The following is a 1,411-nucleotide window of genomic DNA, read 5'->3' on the forward strand; positions in this document are numbered from 1 at the left end:
GAACTATTAATAATACTTGATGGCATCGGTGAAGTTGAACTAGAGGGTCTCGGTCGGCAGAGAATTCAGAAAGGTTGTGTCGCTTACATTCCTCCCGCTACCCAACACAATGTATTCAACGTTGGCACTCATCCGCTTCGTTACTTATGGATTGTCTCACGGGTGCAGTAGCTGGAATGTCGAAAAGCCATTTTGCGCCTGTAGCTGGCAGCACAAACCACGACACTCCCTTTATTGATAAGGATTATTGTGGTCGTTCCGTTGTTTTTGCCGCGAGATAATTTGTCGTTTGATATCGGCAAAAACAACGGCGTGGTTTGTGAATACGTTAGCTGAAATTACGCCAAGCCTTTGATAAGATGTAAAATGAAATATTTTGATAAAGAAGCATCAAAATGGGATGAAAATCCTATTTATATTGAAAGAGCAAAAGTAATATCTGATGAAATTTTGAAATCAATAAAAGTATCAAATAATATTAATGCATTAGAATATGGATGTGGAACAGGATTATTAAGTTTTTTTCTATATAAATCATTGAAATCTATTGTTTTAATGGATGATTCATCTGAAATGTTAAAAATTGTAAATAATAAAATTAAACAAAATAAAATCAAAAACATGAAAACAGTTAAGATTAATTTGATTTATAATAGATATGCAAATAAACATGATTTAATATATACTCTTATGACTTTACATCATATCAAAAATACTGAAAAAATTATTGAAATATTTTATTCATTATTAAACAAGAATGGATATTTATGTATTGCTGATTTAATAGAAGAAGATGGTTCATTTCATAAACACCATAAAAATTATAATGGTCATAATGGATTTAATACTGAAAAATTGAAAAAATTATTAGAATGTAAGGGATTTAGTGATGTTAAGTATTCAATATGTTATGAAATGGAAAAGAAAATAGATCAAAATATCATAAGAAAATATCCAATTTTTCTAATGATTGGGGAAAAATAATATGGCGTAACTTCGGAGAACAGCAAAGAGCAAGCAGGGGAGTGCCAAAAAATCCCGTTTTTTTGTTTTGCATCGGTCAGGACGACTCTTTGCTGCACCCATTATATGAAATTCCGAACCCTGCCCTTAGGAAAAGATATTTATATGATTTTAAATTGAGGTAATAGCTTATGATAACGCTAAAAGATTCAATAGAAATAAAAACGACACCTGAAAAAATTTTTGATTGGTTTAGAAATCTTGATAAGCATTTTACGGAATGGCATCCTAATCATACGAAATTCGACAAAGTGACTGGTAGTATGGATGAAGGGGACGTGGTTTACTTTGAAGAATGCGTCAGCGGAGTTTGGTATAAAGTTAAATGCAAGATTACTAAGATAGAAAAAAGTAAGAGCACTTGGGAAATTGAAGTTAAAAGTTTAGC

At 31.5% G+C, this 1,411-nt stretch carries 3 protein-coding genes; all 3 read left to right on the forward strand.

What is annotated here, in order from left to right; all coding sequences use genetic code 11:
- The first annotated feature begins 12 nt into the window (after nt 1-12).
- On the forward strand, nt 13-171 hold the full coding sequence (locus tag AB1349_14335; GenBank protein ID MEW6558503.1) for a cupin domain-containing protein: 159 nt from the start codon (nt 13-15) through the stop codon (nt 169-171).
- A gap of 195 nt (nt 172-366) precedes the next feature.
- On the forward strand, nt 367-984 hold the full coding sequence (locus tag AB1349_14340) for a methyltransferase domain-containing protein (protein MEW6558504.1): 618 nt from the start codon (nt 367-369) through the stop codon (nt 982-984).
- A 170-nt stretch (nt 985-1,154) separates the two neighbouring features.
- Nucleotides 1,155-1,411 (forward strand): SRPBCC family protein (locus AB1349_14345; protein ID MEW6558505.1); only part of this gene is annotated, 257 nt, incomplete at its 3' end.

It is taken from the genome of Elusimicrobiota bacterium (assembly GCA_040757695.1).
Taxonomy (GTDB): Bacteria; Elusimicrobiota; UBA8919; order UBA8919; family UBA8919; genus JBFLWK01.